Here is a 19,542-nt window from a genome sequence, read left to right as displayed (position 1 = left end):
CGTGGTGGGGGGGGGCGGTCCTACACTCAAGCACTGCTGTGCGGGTTTCTTTGTAGAGCGCCCCCCCCCCCCTGCGGGGGCGCCCGCTGTTCTCGCGGTGGGCTCCGGCCGTACGCGGGCGACTCCGACAACGCCGCGACGCTCCGTAGCCGACGCCGCGGGCTGAACCTCAGAGATCACCTGGACAGGACCTCGTCCCTGACCGGCACCGCCGGGGCAGGTCCGGCCGTATGGAGTCTTGGATCAGGCTGTTGACAGGGGGTCTCGCTCTGCCGGGAACCTGGTGGGCCGGTGCCGGAGCGGGCTGTCGCCCCGGCACCGTCGCGTCACTCCTCGTCGCGCAGCCGGGCCGCCAGTGAGGTCAGCGGCTCGGTCTCCTCGGTGTGGCCCAAGGCGGTCAGACGGGAGACCGCCGCGTCGAGGCGGGTGAGGGCGGGGGCGGGGCGTTCCAAGTAGATGCCTTCCACGGCGCCCGCGAGGCGGACGCACTCGGCCCATTCACCCGCGCGGTCGTCCTCCGGCCCCGGCTCGCCGAGCAGGGCGAGGGCCTTCTCCAAGGCGGCGAGCGCGTCCTCGTACGCGCCGGCGTAGGCGTTGACCCGCCCGTGTTCGTAGGCCAGGGCCGAGTCCAGGGAACGGTCGTGGGCCTCGTACTCGGCGGCGCGGGCCTGGTCGGCGATCCGGCCCGCGTCGGCGAGGAAGGCGCGGGCGTCGGCCAGACCGTCGGCGCCCTGCTGCTGGGCCTGGAGGCGGGCGAGTTCGCGCAGGCAGCCGCTGAGCTGCTCGTAGCGTGGAGCCCGGGTGTGTGCGGCGATCGCCTGGTCCGCCGCCTCGCGGGCCCGGCCGAACTCGCCGGACTCGCCGAGGAGTACGGCCGTCTCCGCGGCGATCATGACGTGGCTCCCCGGGTCGTCGTCCCAGTCGGCCGACTCGGCCGCGAGGGTGGCGAACTCCACCGTGGCGGCCTTGAGGTCCTCGCCCGCGCGCAGCGCGCGGGCGCGGATCAGGCGCAGCTGGGCCACCAGCCGGTCATCCAACTCGCCGGCGGCGACGTCCGGTTCGGCCAGCAGGGAGTCGAGCAGAGCGATGCAGTCCTCGACGCGGCCCAGGTCGAGGCTGAGCTGTGCCGCGTTGCTGTAGGTACAGAACGCGTCCGTGCGGCTGCCGCGGCGAAGGTCCACCTCCGCCGAGCGCGTCAGATGCCGCAGCGCCTCGTCGGGGCGACCCAGGTGCATGCAGGCCTCGGCCAGATCGCCGTGGAGGCGGCTGGTGTCGACCGCGTCGGCCGGCCAGTCGGCGGCCAGTCGCAGGCCCTCGGCGAGGTCCGTGTAGGCGGCCTGGGCGTCCCTGAGGCCGAACTGGAGCCGGCCGCGAAGGCCGAGCGTGCGGGGCAGGTGCCAGGCGGGGCCGTGTGCCTTCAGCCGGTCGATGAGCGCGTCGACCTCGGTGACCGCGGTGGGCAGGTCGCCGACGATGGCGTGGGTGCTGACCCGCAGCATCAGGGAGCCGGAGATCTGTACGGCGATGTCGTGCCGGGTGGCGAACGAGTGCAGCAGGTCGATCTCGGCGAGGACCGGTGCGGCGTGCTCCTCGCTGCCCGATGTCTGCAGGCGCATGCCGAGCGCGGTCGCCCGCAGCCGCAGCAGGTTGGCCTCCTGGTACGGGGCGAGGTCCGGCGTCCCCTCGTGCAGCCGGACCATGGACGCGTGGGCGGCGGCAAGCGCGGCGGACTTCGCCTCGGTTCCGTCGGCGCCCGGCACGGGGATCTCGGCGGTCGCGAGCAGAGCGCGGGCGCGGGCGACGGCCGCGTGGCCCGCCGCTCCGGCGTCGTCGTACAGGCCGGCGGCCTCCTCGTGGAGGGCGGTGGCGTCGGCGAACTCGTCCTTCTCGCCCGTCCGGATCGCCTCCTCGGCCAGCAGGTCCGCGCGCAGCCGTACAAGGGGGCCCACCGCTGGGTCGTCGGGGTGGGCGTAGTCACGGGCGGCGACGAGCGTACGCAGTCGCGCCCAGCAGGCCTGTGCGTCCGGGTGCCCCTGCTCCTGCAACGTCCTCGCCTGGAGGATGAGTGCGGGCAGCGATTCGGGGACGGCGGCGGCCGTACGGGCGGCGGGCGCGGCGGCTGCGGGCTCGGCGAGCGGGGCCACGTCGTCGAGGCTGCGGGTGCGCAGGGTCAGTTCCAGCGACTCCAGCAGCGGAGCGCGGTCGAGGCGGGCCCCGCGGCGGTCGGTGTGGGTCGTGGTTCCGTTGCGGGCGTCGAAGCGGCCGGCGAGTTCGCCGGCACGGCTCCGCACCTCGGTGCGCAGGCCGGCCACCGTCCAGTTGCGGCCCGCGTACCCGGCGGCGGGCAGTTCGCCGTGGCCGAGGAATTCGACGCGCTGGAGGAGGACTTCCACGCCGGTGAGGAAGTCGAGCTGGTCCAGCGGCGATTCGACCTCGTCGAACAGGTTCCGGTTCTCGGCGAGCAGTTCCAGGCCGCGTGCCTCGTTGCCGGTCAGAGCGCAGAACTCCACGTGCCTGCCGACCTCCCCGGACATCGAGGGGTTGCGGCGGCAGCCGCGGTAGCCGGCGAGGTGCAGTTCGCGCGCGCGGTCGGTGCGGCCGGTGCGCAACAGGGGCAGCAGTGCGTACGACAGGGAGCGGGCCGGCTCCTCCTGGCAGGACTCCTTACCGGCGAGGACGGGTTCCCAGGCGCGCAGCGCCCGTTCGTCGTCCCCTGCGGTGAGGTGGTACAGGGCGCGCTCGCAGGTCTCGCAGGCTTCGCAGTCACTGAGCCGGGTGCGGCTGCGGCCCGCCCACAGCTCGTAGGCGAGGGCGGTGTCCTCGCCGATGTGGGCGGCGAGTTGGTACGCCTGTCCGTAGTAGGGCTGGAGGCCGAGGCCGGCCTTCTCGTAGCGGTCACGCATCTCCGTCATCCACTGGCGCAGGCTGGCCAGCGGTATCTCGGGCAGTGCGCGCAGGGCGTTGGACACCCACTTGAACCGCCAGAACAGCATGTGGCGCAGGCGCTCGTCGAAGACGTCGGGCTGCTCGTCGAAGAGTGTGAGCAGGCGGGCGAAGACGACGGGCGACTTCCGGGGTTCGGAACCGTAGGTGTATGCCTTTTGGAGTTCGAGGAGGGCGTGGACGAGCGGGACGGGCTCCGCGAACTGCTCGGCTGCGTCGACGAGTTCCTCGGCGATGACGGTGCGGGTGCGGCCGTAGGGGCGCTGGTCGTTCTCCCGGAGCGCCTGGTGCAGCTCGTCTGTGCTCTGGGGATGGGGTGCGGTGGGCATCGTCAGCTGTCCTTGCGGAGGGCGTGGGCGAGAAGGTCGAGGAAGGAGCGGTTGATGAGGCTCGACTCGGCCGGTCTGAGCGGGCGCCGCGACAGCATCGCGGCCTGCCCGTAGAGGGCTTCTGCGCTGGTACGGGCCAGCTCGGGCTCGTCGATGGCGACGGCGGTGCGGACCAGCGGGTTGAGCTGGTTGAGGATCAGCTGGGCCCGCGGGGCCTCCTGGCGCAGCGCGCCGAGGATGCCGCCCCACAGGCCGCCGTCCTGCTCACGGGCGAGTTGGGAGCGGGTGCGCTCGTGCCGGGCCTCGCGGCTGTCGACGAGTAGGGCGGGAGCAGAGGCCGGCTGGAAGGTGCGCAGTGCGACGTCGCAGTCGAAGACGGCGAGGGCGTCCCGGGCCTGGGCCAGGTATGCGGCGGCGGCGAGTTCCGTCTCCCGGTCGACGGGGTCGAGGTGGGCGGTGAGGGTCTCGGGGTCGAGGTCTGCGACGGTGGCGTCGGTCCTGATCTCGGGCAGCCGGTGGACCAGTTCGCGGTCGTAGGTGTAACCGCCGTTGACGACGCCGAGCCCGGCGGCCGAGGCGATCGCGGCGACCTGCCGGAACTCCTCCACGCTCGACGTCACGAGCACGGTGCGGTGGGTGCGCGCGAACTCGTCGAGGGTGGTGTGCCCGTCGGTGGTCTCGAACGGCAGCCAGGGCAGCAGCATCCGCAGGATCTCGTCGTCGTGCACCGCGAGCGACTTCACGGCCAGGTGGTGGGCCTGGAGGAAGCGGCCAAGCAGGTCCGGGTCGCTGGCGGCGGCCCGGGCGATCCAGGCGCGCAGGCGCTCGGCGAGCGCGTCACGGACGGCGGCGAGGGTGTCGTCCTCGTACAGGGACTCGCGGGACGCCGTCGGCCGCAGGCTCTCGGCGTCGATGACGCAGCGGACGAAGAACGCCCACTCGGGCAGGATCTCCTCGGCCTGTTCGGACAGCAGCATGCCCTTGACATGCACTCGGTGGCCATGGCGGCGCCCGGCCGGCACCGCCTCGGGCAGCACGCACGCGATGCCCTTCAGACCCACGGCCGGAAGATCCAGTTCGATGGTGTCAAGCGGCGTGAACCCGAAGACCTCCGCGCCGTACGCGGCCAGCGCGCGGGAACGGGCTCCCGGTGTGGGGTACGTACGTGCCCAGGGGGCGGGCTCGGGGTTGACGGAGGCGCCCGGGCCGCCCGTGCCGTCGTCGAAGGTCACCGGGTGGCGCAACAGGGAGCCGAAGTGCCGTGCCAGCGCGTGCACCTGGGCCGGACGGGTCCACTCGCCCGCGTCGATGCGCGGCGTCAGCGTGACAGTGGTGCCGGGACGGGGGCGGGCGGTGGCGGGCAGCGTGCGGACCGCATAGCTGCCGTCGCCGCGTCCCCGCCACTCGACGGCGGGTGCGTCGGGGGTGCGGGCAGAGCGGCTCAGGACATGGATCTCATCCGCGACCAGGAAGCAGGAGAGCAGGCCGATGCCGAACTGGCCGATGAAGTCGCCGCGTTGCTCGGCGATACGCTCGGCGCGCTTGCTGCTGCGGCCGATGGTGGCGAGGAAGGTGTGCACGTCGGCCTCGGTGAGACCGACGCCGTCGTCCTCGACGCGCACCACCGAACCGTCGGCGTACAGGCGGATGCCGAAGGAGCCGGCGGGTGCGGCGGGTTCGGAGCCGTACCGGGCGGTCAGCGCGTCCACGGCGTTCTGCAGGAGTTCACGCAGGTAGACGCGGGGGCTGGAGTAGAGGTGGTGGGAGAGGAGGTCGACGAGGCCGCGCAGATCCACCTGGAAGGTGCGGTCGGCGCCGGCCGCGTTCGCGGCGGTGTCGGGCAGAGTCATCAGGGAGTCCGGAGTAGGAGGCTTGGCGGGCGGGGGCAGGGCCGGCGTGCGCTCAGGCGCGGCGGTGGTGGCGGGCGAACTGCTTCTCGGGCTCCCCGAGGTAGGTCCAGGGCCAGCTGGTGTAGGCGCCGTCGAGCGTCTGGAAGACGCGCCGGACCGTGTGGCGCTCACCGGCCAGCGACAGGGCCATGGCGAACATGTTGAAGTCGTGCTGCCAGCCCGGACGCCACACATAGGCGGGATGGAGGATGCTGTGGTCGGCGGCGTCCCGCAACTCCTGCTGGATCTCGGGGGACTTGAGGCAATCCTCGCTGTCCGACTCCACCCAGTCCTCGATGTGCGCCATGGCGATCACGCAGCCGAGCCGGTGCCCCTGAGGGGCGCGGGCGAACGCGTCGCGGGCGAACGCCAGGGCCTCGCCGGGCTCGCCGCCCCAGCGGGGCTGCAACTGCGACAGCCATTCCAGGTGGGTCTCCAGGTCGAGCGGGGCGCGGCGCAGGGCGGCGTCGCGCCGGGTCTCGTTGACGGCGGGGCCCAGCGACATGCCACGGCCGGAGGTGAGGAGGCGGCGCCAGGGCGTGACCCAGTCCGGGCGCAACTCGGCGGCTTCGAGCAACTGCTCCTCGGCGATGTGGAGCCGCTCGTGGAAGACACGCCACTGCTCCTGCGTGACGTTCACGGCTCGCGCGGCGGTGCGGGCCTCCCAGCCCCAGATGATGTGGCGCGCCCCGGATATCAGCAGGGCGGTTGCCCGGTGCTCCTTGTCCTCCTCGATGGCCCGGCCGATCCAGTCCTGCACGCTGTCCAAGTCGGCCAGCTCACCCAGGATCTGGTGGTCGCGGCCGAGATCGAAGGGGGCCAGCGCCGTCTTGACCGCCTCCCAGTCACCCGCGTCGGCGGCCTCCACCAGCGCGAGCACCCGCGCGTCCCCGAGCGCGCGCAGTGTGTACGTCCCGTTCTTCTGCCTGCGCGGGACGGGAAGGGCGTGCGGATCCGCCACCTGTCTTTCCGCACCCCTAGCGAACAGCTTGCCGAACATGCCGTGCCCTCCCCTGGTCCCGCGTGATCGTCCGGTGCAGCATAAACAGTGCTACCGACACCGCTTCCACAGGGTTTTCACCGGCGCTTCACGTGCCCGGCGCGGGTCCCGTCCTCTCGCGCCTCCCGCTCCTCGCCGACACATCTGCGACTCCGGCTCGTGGTCGAGCTGTTGTGGCCTCGGGTTGCCGAGCGTGTGGACGGGTGGACGGGTGGGCGACACGGCGCAGGGTACGGCTGAGCCCGATGCCAGGGGCACCGTGGTCTGGGCGGGCGGCGCGATGGGCAGGGTGCCGTGCTCCGCGGCCCGGGACGAGCGGTGGTCAGCCCGTGGCGGAGCCGTTCCCAGGAGCGGGCGAACGGCCGTCCGCAGAGCCCGTCCGGGGGACACGGCGCAGCGGACTCGTACGCGCGGCTTGCACCGCATCCGGGCAGTGTTCGACGATCACCCAGTGTGATCAGGGTGGGGCCCACGCGTGCGGTTGTCGTCCGTCTTGCGGCACGGGATGCTGGGGGAGCACGAAGGGAAGCGGTGCCATGGATCGTTTTCCGAATGCGGCGAACGTCGACTTCCACAGCCCCCTGGACCCCTCCAAGGCCGCCACCGTGGTGCTGGACGCCCAAGGCCGCATCGTCGGGTGGGGAGCCGCTGCCCAGCGCCTCCTCGGGCATTCTCCCGACGAGGCACTCGGCCAGTCGGCCGCCCGACTGCTGGCGACCACCTCCGGCCAGCGCCGTTCCGCCCTCTGCAACGCGCACCAGCCCCGCAGCACCGTCCTGGACCTATGCCACCGGGACGGGCATACGGTGCGCGCGGCCGTGACGTTCAGCCCGCTGTCGCACCGGAGCGGTGCCGCGACCGTCGTGGCGGCCGCCGAACTGGAGGAGCTCCGCAGCTGGGAGGCGCAGTTGGCGATGCTCCAGGGCCTGGCGACCGAGTCTCCCGTGGGCTTGACGATCTTCGATACGGACATGCGCGTCGTCTGGGGGAACATCTGCACCGATCAGGAGCTCGGGGGGATCGCCCAGTACACCGGCCGGTCGGCCGCGGATCTCTTCCCGGAAGGCGAATTCATCTCCCGCCACCACCCCCCGGACGAGGACCAGGTGATGCATCACGTGCTCACGACCGGGGAACCGGTCATCGGCACGCACTACCGCGGGCGCGCCCCCGCCGACCCGGTGCGCGAGCACGTCTGGTCCTGCTCGTACCACCGGCTGCTGGACGCCCGAGGGGAGCCGCTGGGGCTGTTCGAGGAGTCCCTGGACATCACCGACCGCTACCGCGCCCAGGAACGGCTGTCGCTCCTGGTGCGAGCCGGAAAGCGGGTCGGCGCCTCGCTGGACGTGCGTCGTACGGCTGCGGAACTCGCCGATGTGGCGGTGCCGCAGCTCGCCGATGAAGTACTGGTGGATCTGCATCCGGCGGTCATCGACGGACGGCAGCCGCCGACGCGCTCGGCACCGGGGCACGGACTGCTGCGGATGCACGGCCGGACTCCGGAGGCGTTCCGGACCAGCCCCGTCTCCTACCCACCCTCGTCACCGCAGGCCCTGAGCCTTGCCACCGGCCGCTGTGTCGTCGGCGACTCTCCTTCCGGGCCACCGGGTGAGGCGGGGGCGGCCGCCTCGCGCTCAAGCCTTTTCGTCCCCCTGCTCACCCGCGAGGCCGTCCTGGGCCTTGCCACCTTCCGGCGCGACAGCAACCCCGACCCCTTCGGCCCCGAGGAGCAGACCCTGGCCATGGAGCTGGCCGAGCGGGCCGCCGTCGGCATCGACAACGCCCGCCAGTACACCAGCCAGCATGCGGCAGCCCTGGTACTGCAGCGAAGCCTGCTGCCACGGCATATGCCTCGACAGAGCGCGGTCGACGTCGCGTACCGGTACCTGCCTGCCGACAGCCGCGTGGGCGTGGGCGGTGACTGGTTCGACGTGATCCCGCTGTCCGGGGCCAGAGTGGGACTCACCGTAGGCGACGTGGTGGGCCACGGTATGCATGCCGCAGCGACCATGGGTCGACTGCGCGCCACCGTACGGACCCTCGCGCTGCTGGACTTGGACCCTGCCGAGCTGCTCACCCGGCTGGACGACCTGGTCGCGCAGGAATCGGAGCCCGATGCTGATGACGGGCTGAGCGGTGGGGCGATGGTGGTGACCTGCCTGTACGCGATCTACGACCCGGTCAGCGGCCGGTGCGTCTGGGCCAGCGCCGGCCATCCCCCGCCGATAGTCGCCGATGCGAACGGCTCGGTGGCCATGTCCGCGCTGACTCCGGGACCGCCTCTGGGGGTGGGCGTCCTCCCGTACGAGAACGTCGAGCTGGACCTGCCCGACGGCAGCGTGCTGGCCCTCTTCACCGACGGAGTCGTGGAGGACCGGGGCCAGGACATCGACAGCGGAATCGACCGCCTCGCCGAGGTGCTCACCTGGCAGCGGTGCCCGCTGGAGGAACTGTGCGACCGGGCGCTGTCGGCCCTGCCACCCGGGCCGCAGGTGGACGACGCCACGCTGCTGCTCGTCCGCACCCGGCGGCTCGACGCCGGACAGGTGGCGGACCTGGAGCTGCCGTCCGATCCGGCGATGGTGGCCCACGCGCGAACGCTCACCGAACGCCAGCTGAGGACCTGGGGCCTGTCCGAGCTCTCGTTCACCGCCGAACTCGTGGTCAGCGAGCTCGTCACCAACGGCATCCGGCACGCCACCGGCCCGGTCGGGCTGAGGTTGATCAGGGATCGCTGCCTGCTGTGCGAGGTCTCCGACAGCGCGCACACCGCACCGCACCTGCGGCGAGCGCGCCGGGACGACGAGGGCGGCCGCGGCCTGTTCCTCGTCGCCCAGATGTCCCAGCGCTGGGGCACCCGCTACACCTCGTCCGGGAAGACGATCTGGGCCGAGCTGGCCGTCTCCTGACATCTGAACGGAACCCAAGACTCGGAACCTGACGAAGCACTACTGGAGCTCTCCACCGCCGCGCCGCACACTGCCCCGCACCCGGCGCTTGAGATCGGACAGCCACTGGTGGCCCGCCGACCGGCTCCGCGAATGCCGGTCGAGCTCCTCGATCAGCCGCTCACTACGCTTCTCCACGTCCAGCTCGTCCAGGATCCGGTCGGCTTCGGCGAGCAGCGCGCCATGGAGCTGCCAGTGCGCGGTCTCGGCCCGGATGCCCAGCAGCAGCAAGGCGACCTGCTCCCGGCACCGCCGCCCCGCGGCCAGCTCGGCGGCGAGGCGTTCCTCCGCCTCCTCCGCGTTCTCGGCGACCTGCGTGGTGATCAGGACGACGAAGTCCGCGATGGCCGTGGAGAGGTGGCTGTAGAGCTCCTGGAGGGCAGCCGTGACGGGCGGCGGGAAGAGTGTGCCCGACGGCTGCGTCTTGGCGAGATCGGTGAGCGTACGGCAGGACACCCGCAGGATCACCGCACAGATCTCCAGCGCGTCGAGGCCGGTGCGAAGCACCAGACGGGAGAGCAGCGGCTCCTTCACCCGGGGGTTGAGGCGCAGGCTGTCCTCCGCCTGGCGCAGCGCCGCGTCCACATGGGAGATGTCGTGGTCGAGGCGCCGGGCCTCGTGCAGCCGGGCCGCCGCTTGCTCCACGGGGGTGTGCTCGCCGAGTTGCTCGGACAGATGCGTCAGCAGGTCCCGTATCCGGGAGGCGAGCCCGTCGATGGCCTGGCTCGCGTCATTCACCCAGACAGGCGGGACGAACAGAACGTTGAACGCCAGGCCTACGACCGCGCCGATCAAGGTCTCGAGGACGCGGTCCCAGGCCGTCGCCGTCACCTGGGTCACGCCCAGCACGAGCATGGCGCTGATCGCCACCTCGGGCACGAACTCGCCGACCTTGACGAACCGCCCGATCACCAGGGAGGCCAGGATCACCAGGCCGAGGCTCCACCACGTCAGCCCCACCAACGCGCTGAACCCGATGGCGATGAGCACGCCGGCGACGACCGCGTTCACCCGCCGGATCCCGGTGGTGAGTGTCGAGTACAGGGTGACTTGCACGACGAGAAGCGCGGTCAGCGGCGCGGTGAGCGGCAACGCCTCACTGCTGAGTTGCAGGGCGACGACGTAGGAGATGACCGCCGCGGCGGTCGACCGCACCGTTTGGACGACGGCCGGTTCACGATGGCGCCGTACGAACTGGCGCAGTGGCTCCGTGGCTTCCGACACCCCACCAAGACTGCCGTGCGCGGGCGTCGTACGCGGGGCGGCGCGGCCGTGGGGCGAAGATCACAGGCCGCTGTTCCGACTGGTCAGCTCACCGCCGACTACGGTGTCCGGGTGCCCAAGAACCGAAACACGTTCTCATCGCTCGCCGCCTGGCGCCGCCGAGTCCTGGCGAACGCCGTGCAGAGCGGTTGGCGCTGGGTGCAGCGGGTGGGCGCGGTGACCGCGGAGAGCCCCGGGCGGCTGCGCTTCCGCAGGATCGGGGAGGGCACCCGGCTGGCGTTTCCGCAGGGCACGGTCTTCGGTGAGCCGTGGATCGAGCTGGGGGACTACTGCATCATCGGCGAGCAGGTCACCCTGACCGCCGGCATGATGCCGGATCTCGACCTCGGACCCGACCCGATCCTCACCCTGGGCAACGGTGTGGTCCTCGGCCGTGGCAGCCATGTCATCGCCGACACCCGGGTGTCCATCGGCTCGGACACCTACTGCGGGCCCTACGTCTACATCACCTCGACCAACCACAGCTACGACGATCCGCATCAGCCGGTGGGCAAGCAGTGGCCCCGTACCGACCCCGTCGAGATCGGCCCCGGCTGCTGGCTGGGCACCGGCGCGGTGATCCTGCCGGGGGCGCGCATCGGGCGCAATGTGGTGGTCGCGGCGGGTGCCGTGGTCCGTGGCGAGGTGCCGGACCACGCGGTGGTGGCCGGGGCGCCCGCCAAGGTGGTGCGCCGCTGGGACGCCGAGCGCGGCTGGCAGCCGCCGCTGCGGACTCCGGCGCCGATGCCGATCCCGGAGGGCGTGACCCCGGACGATCTGCGGGCGCTCGCGGAGTTGGACCTTCAGATGGAGGCGGAGCTCACATCGGACCTCACGCCGGACCTCACGCTGGACCGCAAGCCGGACGAGGCTGACGGCCCGTCTTCCCGGTGACGCCGCCCCCGCCGTGGATCATCCGCTCGCGAGCAGCACGGTGCCGATGAGGGCGAGTCCGGCGCCGGCTGCCTGCACGGCGCGCAGCCGTTCCTTGAGCACGCCCCGCGCGGCCAGCGCCGTGACCACCGGGTAGAGCGAGGCGAGTACGGCGGCCACGGTGACGGGACCGTGTTGCGCGGCGATCGAGTAGGTGCCGTTGGCGGCGACATCCGCGAGTCCGACGAAGGCGAGGGCGGGCAGCGAGGCTCGGATGGCCTCCCAGCCGCCCTCTGCGGGCAGGGCCCGGCCGCCGCGCCTGACCGACACGTACAACGCCGCACCGCCGACGGCCACATTGGTGACCCGTTGGACGAACAGGGCGAGGAAGAGCCCGGTGAGCGTGGTCGACGCCTCTGAGATCAACGCCATCACCGCGCCGAAACCGAAGGCCGCGAGCAGGGTCAGCAGGATCGCCTGCCGCTGCACCGGCGCCCCGCGCAGCTCAGGCCCGCCGGCCAGCAGGATGCCCACCACGGCCACGCCGATGCCCGCGAACTGCGCCAGGCCCGGCCGGTCCCCGAGCAGCAGCCCCACCGAGACCGGTACGACGACTCCGATCGAGCCCAGCGGCGACACCACACCCATCGGGCCGAGCGCCAGGGCACGATAGAAGCTGAGCATCGCGACGGGGCCGACGACACCTGCCGCCACCGCGTACCACAGCTCAGGCCCCGCCTCGTGGAGGCCCCCGGTGGCGAGCACGAGCGCCCCGAGCACGCCCACCGCGATGGTCTGGGAGACCACGACGACGGTGAGCGCGGGGATACGACGGGTCAGCAGACCGCCGCCGAAGTCGGCCAGGCCCCACATCAGGCTGGTGGCCAAGGCGAAGATCGCAGTCACGGGTGGCGCCTCGCAGTACAGTGTGATGAACGATGGGGTGCAGCCCAGCGTAGTTCAGTCTGTTGGACTCTGCCAATCAATATATTGGATGGAATGTGTCGGACCTCGACCAGCTGACGCAGTCGCTCGCCCGCAACCTGAAGCGCTGGCGCGGCGAGCGAGGCTTCACCCTCGACGCCCTCGCCGCTCGCTCCGGCGTCAGCCGGGGCATGATCATCCAGATCGAGCAGGCACGTACCAACCCGAGTGTCGGCACCACGGTGAAGCTCGCCGACGCCCTCGGGGTCAGCATCACCACCCTGCTCGACTACGAGCAGGGCCCACACGTCAGCCTGGTCCCGCCGGAGCAGGCGATCCGGATGTGGTCGACCCCGGCGGGCAGCTCCACCACCCTGCTGGTGGGGACCGAGGCCCGGGGGCCGCTGGAGATGTGGGCATGGACACTCGTCCCCGGCGATGAGAGCGCGTCCGATCCGCATCCGAGCGGCACGGTCGAACTGCTCCATGTCACCGCTGGGACACTCACCCTCGTCGTCGACGGCAAGCCGTACGCCGTACCGGCCGGCACTTCGGCGAGCTTCGAGGCCAATGTGCCGCACACCTACCGGAACGAGGGCACGGACACGGTCGAGATGACCATGACCGTCGCCGTGCCTCCCGCCCGCTGAGACCGAAGCTGCCGGTGAGACCGCGCAGGGGACGCCGTCAGCCCAGACGCGGGATCTCGATCGCGGGACAGCGGTCCATCACCATCTCCAGACCGGCGTCCCGCGTCCTCCCGTACGCTTCCTCGTCGATAACGCCGAGCTGGAACCACACCGCCTTCGCGCCCTTGGCGACCGCCTCGTCAGCGACGGCACCGGCCAGTCGGCTGTTGACGAACACATCCACGACGTCGACGGGGAACGGGATCTCGTCGAGCGAGGCGTAACCCCGCTCCCCGTGCACCGTCTCCGCCTTTGGGTGCACCGGCACGACACGCTTGCCGAAGCGCTGGAGCACCCGGGCGACGCCGTAGGCGGCGCGTGACTCGTTGCCGGAAAGGCCGACCACGGCCCAGGTGTCCCCGGAGCCGGTCAGGATCTTGCGGATCGTCTCTGCGTCTGCGTACATGCCGGTCACAACCGGTGTGCGGCACGGCCCATTCCCCGTCCGCCCCGGATTCCCCTGCTGCCCGGCCTTCCCCGATCGCACTCGCTGTCAGCGGTGCCGCATAGGGTGGACGGATGCAGGAGCAGTACCGGACGGTCGCCCGTGAAGGCGTGCACGAGACCGAGATCAACCGATCGCGCTTCATCTGCGCGCTCGCGCCCGCCGCGACCGAGCAGGAGGCCCAGGACTTCATCGCACGCGTACGCAGGGAGCACCCCGCCGCGACCCACAACTGCTTCGCCTACGTCATCGGCGCCGACGCCGCCGTCCAGAAGGCAAGCGATGACGGGGAGCCCGGCGGCACGGCGGGCGTGCCGATGCTCCAGATGCTGACGCGACGGGAAGTCCGCTACGCCGTGGCCGTCGTCACCCGCTACTACGGCGGCGTGAAGCTCGGCGCCGGCGGGCTGATCCGTGCGTACGGCGGCGCGGTCGGCGAGGCCCTCGATGCCCTGGGCACCGTCACCCGGCGGCGCTTCCGGCTCGCCACCGTCACCGTCGGCCACCAGCGGGCGGGCAGGCTGGAGAACGACCTGCGGGCAGCCGGGCGTCCGGTACGGGAAGTGCGCTACGGCGAGTCGGTGGCCATCGAGATCGGACTGCCGGACGCCGATGTGGACACCTTCCGGGCATGGCTCGCGGACAGCACCGCGGGCACGGCGGAGCTGGTGCTCGGCGGGGAGGCCTACGGCCCGGTGTGAGGGATCCGACCCGGGTGCCGGGGCGGACCCCGCCACGCGGGCGCCCGGCCGGAGTCGCGGCCGGCACCCGGGAGTGCCGGGCCCGCCGGCGGCGTCAGGGCGGTAGCGTGGTCGCTGCCGATCGTGGGGGCCCGTGACTACGGGCGGATGAGGAACGGAAACATGCGGGTCGGGGCGGTCGAGTGAGGATTCTGCACACGTCGGACTGGCATCTGGGGCGGTCCTTCCACCGTGTGGGCCTGCTGGACGCTCAGGCGGCTTTCCTCGACCACCTGGTCGCGACGGTCCGGGAGTGTGACGTCGATGTGGTCCTGGTGGCGGGGGACGTGTACGACCGGGCCGTACCGCCCCTCCCGGCGGTGGAGCTCTTCGACGACGTACTGCACCGGCTGGCGGACGCCGGTGTACCGACGCTGATGATCTCCGGCAACCACGACTCGGCGCGGCGTCTCGGTGTCGGCGCCGGGCTGATGGAACGAGCCGGTATCCATCTGCGCACCTCACCGGCGCACTGCGGCACCCCGGTCGTGCTCACCGACGCGCACGGTGATGTCGCCTTCTACGGACTGCCCTACCTGGAACCCTCCCTGGTACGGGACGAGCTGCGGGCAGCCGAATCCGGACACGAGGCGGTGCTCGACGCCGCTATGCGGCTGGTACGGGCCGACCTCGCCCAGCGCCCCGACGGCACCCGCAGTGTCGTACTCGCACACGCCTTCGTGGTCGGCGGACTGGCGAGCGACAGTGAGCGGGACATCACCGTGGGCGGGGTGGCCGCCGTGCCCGCGGGGGTGTTCGCGGGCGTCGACTACACCGCGCTCGGACATCTGCACGGCTGCCAGACCATCAGCGAACGCGTGCGTTACTCGGGTTCACCACTCGCGTACTCGTTCTCCGAGACCGCCCACCGCAAGACCATGTGGCTGGTCGATCTCGGACCCGGCGGCGGTATCACCGCCGAGCGCGTCGACTGCCCCGTACCCCGCCCGCTGGCACGGATCAGCGGACGGCTGGAGGAACTCCTGGAGGACCCGGCGCTGGCCCGCCATGAGGAGTCCTGGACCGAGGCGACGCTCACCGATCCCGTGCGCCCCGGCGACCCCATGGCCAGGCTCGCCGAACGGTTCCCGCACATCCTCAACCTGGTGTTCGCGCCAGAACGCGTCGATGACACGCCGAGCGGCAGCTACGGGCAGCGGCTGCGTGACCGCGACGACCAGCAGATCGCCGAGGACTTCGTCGCCCATGTGCGCGGCGGAGCCGGGCCCGACGAAGCGGAACGAGCGGTGCTGCGCCGTGCCTTCGACGACGTACGGGTCGACTCGGCGTTGCGCGAGGTGACCGGGTGAGGCTGCACCGACTGGCTCTGACCGCCTTCGGTCCTTTCGGCGACCGGCAGGAGGTCGACTTCGACACGCTCAGCGCGGCGGGACTCTTCCTGCTGCACGGCCCGACCGGCGCCGGCAAGACCTCCGTACTCGACGCCGTCTGCTACGCGCTCTACGGATCGGTACCGGGCGAGCGGCAGAACCCCGGTATGTCGCTGCGCAGTGATCACGCCGTACCCGGCACGTCCACCGAGGTGTGCCTGGAACTGACCGTGGCCGGGCGCCGACTGGAGATCACCCGGCGGCCCGCGCAGCCCCGTCCCAAGAAGAAGGGCACCGGTTTCACCACCGAGAAGGCCCAGAGCGGGCTGCGGGAGTACGACCCCGAGCGGGGTGAGTGGAAGGCACTCAGCCGCTCCCACCAGGAGATCGGCGAGGAGATCACCCAACTCATCGGAATGAGCAGGGAGCAGTTCTGCCAAGTCGTCCTGCTGCCGCAGGGTGACTTCGCACGCTTTCTGCGGGCCGACGCGGAGGCGCGCGGCAGACTCCTCGGACGGCTCTTCGACACCCGGCGCTTCGCCGCCGTCGAAGAGCGGCTCGCGGAGCTGCGACGCGAGGCGGAGCACCAGGTACGCGAGGGCGACGAGCGGCTGCTGGCCATCGCTCACCGGATGGTGCAGGCGGCGGGCGGCGCGGGGCGGGACTGGTCCGCCCCCGACGGCCGCCCGGGAGACCCCGGCCTCGCCGCGTCCGTCCTGGACTGGGCGGCCGTGGCCCGTGCGGACGCGCGGGAGTCCCGCGATATCGCCGCGTGCGCGCTTAACGCCGCGGAGAGCCGCCGGGACGAGGCAGGCCGCGCGCTGGACGACGCGCGCGAGCTGGCAAGGCTCCAGGGCCGGTATGCGGAGACCCGCGGGCGGCTCGCCGAACTGAAGGCGGCGGAGCCCGAGCGGGACCGGGCCAAGGCCATGCTCGACGGGGCACGCAAGGCGGAACTCGTCAGCCCGGCACTGCGTCTGCGGGACGACGCCGAGCGGGAGCACCGGTCGGCGGACGGTGAGTGGGAGCGGTTGCGGGGCTCGCTGCCCGACTCGTTCGCCGACGCGGGCGGCGAACGACTCGCCGAGCTGGAGCGCGAGCTGCGCCAGGAACTCGGTGGCCTTGACGCGGCCCGGCGCGCCGAAGCCCGCGGCGCCGAACTCCGTCGCGAGCGTACCGAGTCGGACCGGCAGTCCCGAGCCGACGAGGAACTCCTGCGTGAGGCGGACACCTGGCTCGCCGGGTGGGAAGCGCTTCGCGGCGGCCTCCAGAGCCGTGTCGACACCGCGCGGGACGCGGCCACCCGCGCCGAGCACCTCGCAGGCCGGCTCGACCGGGCCCGCCGCCGGGAGACCGCCGGCCGCGAGCGCGACCGGCTCGCCGACCGCGCAGGCGCCCTCGAAGCCGCCCTCCGCGCCGCCCGCGACCACGCCGGCGGGGCACGCGAGCTCTGGCTGGACATGAAGGAACGACGCCTGCGCGGAATGGCGGCCGAACTGGCGTCCGGGCTGAGCCGGGGAACGCCCTGCGCGGTCTGCGGCTCACCGGACCATCCCGCCCCGGCCCGCGCCGAGGAGCAGTCCGTCGACCGCGCGCACGAGGACGAGGCATACGAGGCGTATACGACGGCTGACGTGAAGCGCGCCCATACGGAACGCGAACTCGCGGTCGCCCGCGAGTCCCTGGCGGCAGCGCGCCGCACGGTCCGTGAGCTGGCACCAGTGCCGGTGGCGTGGGCGCGATCCGGCTCGGTCGGCACGGAGGGCGCGGCCGGAGCGGAGAGCACCCCTGGGCTCTCGGCCGTGCCGACCGCGGCAGGGGACGGGGAGCGGGGCGTTGAGCGCGCGGCGTCCGGGACGGTTCCCGGCATGCGACGGCCCGAGCAGACTGGGGCCGACGCCGGGCCCGGGACCGACACGGGGACTGTGATCGGTGGCGGGGCCGGCACCGGGACGGATGCCGGCACCCGGACGGACGCCGTGACCGTGACCTGCTCCGGGGCCGTCACCGACCCCCGGACCATTGCCGCGATCGCGGTCGCGACCGGGCTTGACGGTCTGAGCGAACCCGAGCCCGACGTGAGCGAGTTGGCCGGTACCGTCGCGCGGCTTGAGCGCGAGCACCGCGAGGCGCATCTGCTGGCGATGGGCACCCATGACGCGCGCGAAGCGCTGGACAGGGCCGAGCGGGAGCATGCGGGCAGGCTTGCCGAGCGTCAGGAGACGGAGCGGCGAGCCGCGTCGCGGATGTCACGGCGTGATGCTCTCGACCGTGAACTGGGCGCGTTGGACGCGGAGGTGGGACGCGCCACCGCGGGCGCGGGAAGCGTCACCGAGCGGGCGGCAGTGCTGGAGCGGCGGATCGGGCTGCTCGCCGCTGCCGCCGAGGCGGCGCGGGTCGCCGAGGACACGGCGCAGCGGCTGAAGGCGGCGGACGACCGGCTGTCCGACGCCGCGTACCGTGCCGGGTACCGCACGCCCGTCGAAGCCGCTTCCGCGCTGCTGGGCGACGCCGAGCAGCACGAGCTCCAGCGGCGGCTCGACGTGTGGCAGCGCGAGGCGGCCGCGGTCGCCGACCGGCTCGCCGAGGCCGGGTGTCAGGCCGCAGCCGAACGCCCGCCGGCGGATCTGGAGGGCGCGCAGCGGGAGCACGCCGCCGCCGAGCGGGCCCTGCGTGAAGCGGCGTCGACGCGCTCGGCGGCCGGGGAGCGTGTTGCGGAGCTCGACCGGCTCTCCGGGCAGACCGCCGCCGAAGTACGCCGCCTCGGACCGCTGCGGAAGGAGTACGACCGTCTCGCCCGCCTGGCCGGTCTCGCCACGGGCACTTCCGCCGAGAACGAGCGCCGGATGCGACTGGAGTCGTACGTACTCGCCGCCCGCCTCGAACAGGTCGCCGCCGCGGCCAGTGCCCGGCTGCAACGGATGTCCGCGGGGCGCTACTCCCTGGTCCACTCCGACGCCCGGGCCGGTGGCAAGCGCGCCGGTCTCGGTCTGCACGTGGTCGACGCCTGGACCGGCCGGGAGCGGGACACCGCCACCCTCTCCGGAGGAGAGACGTTCTTCGCCTCACTGGCCCTCGCGCTCGGTCTCGCCGATGTGGTGACCGACGAGGCCGGTGGTGTACGCCTGGACACCCTTTTCATCGACGAGGGTTTCGGCAGCCTGGACGAGCAGACGCTCGACGAGGTACTCGACGTCCTTGACTCGCTGCGCGAGCGCGACCGCAGCGTGGGGATCGTCAGCCATGTCGCCGATCTGCGCCGCCGTGTGCCGGTTCAGCTGGAAGTGCTCAAGGAACGGCACGGCTCCCGGATGCGGTTGCGCACGGCGCCGCTGAGGGGCTGACCGGCCGCCTGGGCAGCGTGGACGAGTAGGCGACGCTGCTGGTCAACGGATCAGACCTGCGGCCCGTCACGCGCCGGTCGGGCGTGGTGGCGCGCGATACGGGGTCGGCGTATGCGCCGTGACGCGCTTGTGTGCCCGCCTCCGGCTCCGGTCCGTCTTGCGCACCCGCGGTGCCGGGCCGGTGGTGTCTCGATGGTGTACGCGAGTGTCCAGGCGTAATGCCCGGCCCGTGCCTGGTACAGGCGCGCGGCACCGGCGTACCGAATTGACTGAATGTCATAATCCGTACCGTTCTGCTCACATAAGGTCCAGTCAGGAGGATTCCTGTGACTGTCCGTCAAGCCGTGTTGGAACCGGGGGAGGCTCACCCGCCGTCGGTCCCGCCGGATCGCGGGGTACGCCGAAGAGGGTGGGGCGGGCTGCTGCGATCGCTGGTGGCCGGTCTGGTGCTGGTGGCCGGCCTGGCCCTGCCCGTGGTGGCTTCGCAGCCGGCTCATGCCGTGCCGCCCGGCACCTACGCCTACGTCGCCAACCAAGACGACGACACCTTGTCGGTGATCGACACCGCTACCCAGACCGTGGTCGCCACCATCCCGGCCGGCGACGGCCCGCGCGGGGTGGCGGTGTCTCCGGACGGCACCCGCCTCTACGTCGCCAACTTCTTCGACGACTCGGTGTCGGTGCTCGACACCGCCACCGACACGATCGTGGCCACGGTCCCGGTCGGCGACGACCCGTTCGGGGTGGCGGTGTCTCCGGACGGTACCCGCGTCTACCTCAGCAGCGCCGCCGACGCGGTCTCGGTGGTCGACACGGCGACGAAC

Annotated in this window: 13 protein-coding genes; 7 read left to right on the top strand and 6 right to left on the bottom strand. The window is 72.2% G+C overall.

What is annotated here, in order from left to right; all coding sequences use genetic code 11:
- Positions 1-326 precede the first annotated feature (326 nt).
- The 3 genes from ACFWI9_RS26180 to ACFWI9_RS26170 are packed head-to-tail and all read right to left on the bottom strand — an operon-like array spanning position 327 to position 6,161.
- Positions 327-3,272, bottom strand: a complete 2,946-nt coding sequence (locus tag ACFWI9_RS26180; protein ID WP_387165521.1) for a hypothetical protein — start codon at positions 3,270-3,272, stop codon at positions 327-329.
- Positions 3,273-3,274: 2 nt separating this feature from the next.
- Positions 3,275-5,122 (bottom strand): HSP90 family protein, encoded by a 1,848-nt coding sequence (locus ACFWI9_RS26175; RefSeq protein ID WP_387165519.1) that lies wholly within the window; start codon positions 5,120-5,122, stop codon positions 3,275-3,277.
- Between the two features lie 52 nt (positions 5,123-5,174).
- Positions 5,175-6,161, bottom strand: a complete 987-nt coding sequence (locus tag ACFWI9_RS26170) for a hypothetical protein (RefSeq protein ID WP_387165517.1) — start codon at positions 6,159-6,161, stop codon at positions 5,175-5,177.
- Between the two features lie 536 nt (positions 6,162-6,697).
- On the opposite strand from ACFWI9_RS26170, the gene ACFWI9_RS26165 reads away from it, so the two are divergent.
- Positions 6,698-9,070 carry a SpoIIE family protein phosphatase gene (locus ACFWI9_RS26165; protein WP_387165515.1) on the top strand — a complete coding sequence of 791 codons (2,373 nt, stop codon included), beginning with the start codon at positions 6,698-6,700 and terminating at the stop codon, positions 9,068-9,070.
- 39 nt (positions 9,071-9,109) lie between these two features.
- On the opposite strand, the gene ACFWI9_RS26160 is transcribed toward ACFWI9_RS26165, so the two are convergent.
- Positions 9,110-10,333, bottom strand: a complete 1,224-nt coding sequence (locus tag ACFWI9_RS26160) for an aromatic acid exporter family protein (RefSeq protein ID WP_387165513.1) — start codon at positions 10,331-10,333, stop codon at positions 9,110-9,112.
- A 111-nt stretch (positions 10,334-10,444) separates the two neighbouring features.
- Here ACFWI9_RS26160 and ACFWI9_RS26155 point away from each other — a divergent pair, with 111 nt between their 5' ends.
- Positions 10,445-11,266 (top strand): acyltransferase, encoded by an 822-nt coding sequence (locus ACFWI9_RS26155; RefSeq protein ID WP_387165511.1) that lies wholly within the window; start codon positions 10,445-10,447, stop codon positions 11,264-11,266.
- Positions 11,267-11,284: 18 nt separating this feature from the next.
- Here ACFWI9_RS26155 and ACFWI9_RS26150 read toward each other — a convergent pair whose 3' ends face one another.
- Positions 11,285-12,151, bottom strand: coding sequence for an EamA family transporter (locus tag ACFWI9_RS26150; protein WP_387165509.1), 867 nt, complete (start codon positions 12,149-12,151; stop codon positions 11,285-11,287).
- A gap of 95 nt (positions 12,152-12,246) precedes the next feature.
- Here ACFWI9_RS26150 and ACFWI9_RS26145 point away from each other — a divergent pair, with 95 nt between their 5' ends.
- Positions 12,247-12,819 carry a helix-turn-helix domain-containing protein gene (locus ACFWI9_RS26145; RefSeq protein ID WP_387165507.1) on the top strand — a complete coding sequence of 191 codons (573 nt, stop codon included), beginning with the start codon at positions 12,247-12,249 and terminating at the stop codon, positions 12,817-12,819.
- Between the two features lie 37 nt (positions 12,820-12,856).
- Here ACFWI9_RS26145 and ACFWI9_RS26140 read toward each other — a convergent pair whose 3' ends face one another.
- Positions 12,857-13,264 (bottom strand): CoA-binding protein, encoded by a 408-nt coding sequence (locus ACFWI9_RS26140; RefSeq protein ID WP_387165505.1) that lies wholly within the window; start codon positions 13,262-13,264, stop codon positions 12,857-12,859.
- Positions 13,265-13,377: 113 nt separating this feature from the next.
- Between ACFWI9_RS26140 and ACFWI9_RS26135 the strand changes: the two genes are divergently transcribed.
- From ACFWI9_RS26135 to ACFWI9_RS26120, 4 genes are all read left to right on the top strand, one after another.
- Positions 13,378-14,004 carry a YigZ family protein gene (locus ACFWI9_RS26135; RefSeq protein WP_387165503.1) on the top strand — a complete coding sequence of 209 codons (627 nt, stop codon included), beginning with the start codon at positions 13,378-13,380 and terminating at the stop codon, positions 14,002-14,004.
- 182 nt (positions 14,005-14,186) lie between these two features.
- A complete protein-coding gene (locus ACFWI9_RS26130) occupies positions 14,187-15,353 on the top strand; it encodes an exonuclease SbcCD subunit D (RefSeq protein WP_387165501.1) in 1,167 nt (388 codons plus the stop codon).
- On the top strand, positions 15,350-18,718 hold the full coding sequence (locus ACFWI9_RS26125; RefSeq protein ID WP_387165499.1) for an AAA family ATPase: 3,369 nt from the start codon (positions 15,350-15,352) through the stop codon (positions 18,716-18,718). The genes ACFWI9_RS26130 and ACFWI9_RS26125 overlap by 4 nt, the downstream gene beginning before the upstream one ends.
- Before the next feature lie 326 nt (positions 18,719-19,044).
- On the top strand, positions 19,045-19,542 hold a 498-nt coding region (locus ACFWI9_RS26120), incomplete at its 3' end, for a YncE family protein (RefSeq protein WP_387165497.1).

Source organism: Streptomyces sp. NPDC127084 (assembly GCF_042724175.1).
Classification (GTDB): Bacteria; Actinomycetota; Actinomycetes; order Streptomycetales; family Streptomycetaceae; genus Streptomyces.
The sequence above is the reverse complement of the archived record's forward strand: the minus strand, read 5'-3'. Positions and strand labels throughout refer to the sequence as shown.